Annotated in this window: 3 protein-coding genes; 1 reads left to right on the top strand and 2 read right to left on the bottom strand. The window is 67.0% G+C overall.

Annotation, left to right across the window (positions count from 1 at the left end):
• Positions 1-838: 3-hydroxyacyl-CoA dehydrogenase family protein (locus tag AC1VTH_RS07700; protein WP_481335553.1), on the top strand; the 838-nt coding region annotated here is incomplete at its 5' end.
• A 92-nt stretch (positions 839-930) separates the two neighbouring features.
• On the opposite strand, the gene AC1VTH_RS07705 is transcribed toward AC1VTH_RS07700, so the two are convergent.
• Both AC1VTH_RS07705 and AC1VTH_RS07710 read right to left on the bottom strand, forming a co-directional pair.
• A complete protein-coding gene (locus tag AC1VTH_RS07705; protein ID WP_481335554.1) occupies positions 931-1,953 on the bottom strand; it encodes a M42 family metallopeptidase in 1,023 nt (340 codons plus the stop codon).
• A gap of 133 nt (positions 1,954-2,086) precedes the next feature.
• On the bottom strand, positions 2,087-2,753 hold a 667-nt coding region (locus AC1VTH_RS07710), incomplete at its 5' end, for a phosphoribosylformylglycinamidine synthase subunit PurQ (protein WP_481335555.1).

Below are 2,753 nucleotides of genomic sequence, written 5' to 3' on the forward strand. Positions count from 1 at the left end.
GCTCGCGCGCGAGCGCGTGGCGGCTTCGCTGGAGTCCCTCGTGAAGAATGGCGTCTATACGGAGGAGGAGTCGGCGGCAATCGCGGGGCGTATCCATTACACCACCTCCATTGCCGAGGCGGTCGCGGGCGCGCAGTTCATCCAGGAGTCTTCGGCTGAGCACTACGAGGTCAAGTGGGGGCTCGTGCGCGCCATCGAGGCCGCGGCCGACCCCACCGCGACCATCGCAAGCTCGACCTCGGGCCTGCTCGTGACCGAGATTGCCAAGAACGCCAAGCATCCAGAGCGTTTCTGTGGCGGGCACCCCTACAACCCGCCCCATCTCATTCCGCTCGTTGAGATTACGAAGGGCGAGATGACCTCGGAGAAGACGGTGGAGCGCGCCAAGGCGTTCTACGCGGCCATTGGCATGGAGCCGGTGGTGCTGCAGAAGGAGGCCCTGGGCTTTATCTGCAACCGCCTGCAGATGGCCCTTTATCGCGAGGTGGCGAACCTCGTGCTCTCTGGCGTGTGCACCATTGAGGATGCCGACAAGGCCGTGACCTTTGGCCCGGGCATCCGCTGGGGCATCATGGGGCCGTCGCTCGTCTTTGAGCTGGGCGGTGGCAAGGGTGGCGTCTCGGGCCTCATGAACCACCTCTACGACTCGATCAGCCTGTGGCTGGCCGACATGGCAGACTGGAAGAGCTTTCCGCCCGAGTTTGCCCAGGTGGCGCAGGAGGGCGTGGACGCCGAGCTGGCAGCCCGCGCGCCCGAGGTGGGCAACGACCCCGAGTCGCTGGCGCAGTATCGCGACCATATGCTCATCGAGTTGCTAAAGCTGCACAAGAAGCTGTAGGGGCGTGAGATGACAAAGGCCGGCACATCCGCGGGGGTGTGCCGGCCTTCTTGTTTGGGGTGATTGCGAGGGCTCGCCGGGCTTTGCCGGCGCTAGGCGCGGGCGACGTAGGCGCGCAGCAGCTCGTAGGTGTTGCGCACGCCGCCGGTGTGGGAGCGCTCGTAGTTGTGTGAGGCATAGACGCCCGGGCCCACGAGGCCGTGGCGGATGTCGTAACCGGCCGTGAGCGTGGCCTCGACGTCGGAGCCGTAGTGGGGGTAGACGTCGATGGCGTAGCCCAGCTCGAGCTCGGCGGCGATGCCGGCGAGCTCGCTCACGAGGTCGTAGTTGTAGGGGCCGCCGGAGTCCTTGGCGCAGATGGAGACCTCGCGCTCGGTACAGGCGAGGTCGGCACCCACGCAGCCCATGTCGACCGAGATCATGTCACGGGTGTCGGCGGGCACGAAGCTCCCGCCGTGGCCCACCTCCTCGTAGACGGTGAACAACAGGCTCACCTTGCGGGCGAGCGACACCTCGCCCACCGCGGCGGCTCGAGCCAGCCCCAGCAGGATGGAGGCAGAGAGCTTGTCGTCGAGGAAGCGGCTCTTGATGTAGCCGCTCGGGGTCACCGTGGTGCGCGGGTCCATGGCGATGATGTCGCCGTTTTGGATGCCCAGGGCGCGCGTCTCGTCGGCGGTACCCACGTTCTCGTCGAGCAGGACCTCCATGTTCTTCTCGACCTGCTCGACCTTCTCGTCGGCAACGTGGGCCGAGGGCTCCGTGTTGAGAACGACGCCCGTGTAGGTGCGGCCGTCACGCGTGTGGACGGTGCAGTTCTCGCCGTCGGCCGTACGCCACTGGTGGCCGCCGAGGGTGGTGGGGCGCAGGCGGCCGTTGTCCTTGATGGCGCGCACCATGGCGCCCAGGGTGTCGACGTGCGAGGCGAGCACGAGCGGGTTGCCCTCTCCGCCCAGGCAGACGAGCACGTTGCCCTTGTTGGAGACCTCGGGCGAGAGGCCCATGGCGGTGAGGGTCTCCGCGAGGTAGTTGGTGGCGTGCTTGGTGAAGCCGGTAGGGCTGGGGATGGCCGTGAGGGCCTTGAGTTGGTCGCAGATGTAAGTGAGCTGGGAATCCAAGGTGACGCTCCTCTGTGTTGGAATTGGTCCGCACCATTATCGGCCAGGCGCGGAGGACATGCCGAGAAGAACGAGCGCCCCGAGCCTGTGCGGACTCGGGGCGCTCGTGATGGCGCTTGGGCAGCTGCGGCCTTTAGGCGAAATAGGCGACGCCACTCTCGAAGACGGGCATGAACTTGTTGCCCGGGACGTTGGCGTAGAGGCCCTCGCCGCGCCGCTCGACGTGGCCCATCTTGCCAAAGACGCGGCCATTGGGGCTGGTGATGCCCTCGACGCAGGCGATCGAGCCGTTGGGGTTGACGCCAAGGTCCATCGACGGGACGCCATTGGCGTCGACGTACTGCGTGGCGACCTGGCCGTGGGCGGTAAGGCTGGCGAGCACGTCGTCGTTGGCGACGAAGCGGCCCTCGCCGTGGCTGATGGCAACGGTGTAGGTCTCACCGGGCTTGCAGGCCGAGAGCCAGGGCGACAGGTCGCTGGCCACGCGGGTGTTCACGAGGCGGCTCTGGTGGCGGCCAATCGTGTTGAAGGTGAGCGTGGGTGCGTCTGCGGTGGCATCGACGATGTCGCCGTAGGGTACGAGCCCCAGCTTGATGAGGGCCTGGAAGCCGTTGCAGATGCCGAGCATGAGGCCATCGCGTGCCTGGAGCAGGTCGCGGACCGCCTCGGTGACCTCGGGGGCGCGGAAGAAGGCCGTGATGAACTTGGCCGAGCCGTCGGGCTCGTCTCCGCCGGAGAAGCCGCCCGGGATCATGACAATCTGGGAGCTGCGGATGCGGCGGGCGAGCTCGTGGGTGCTC

The organism is Parolsenella sp., assembly GCF_982402205.1.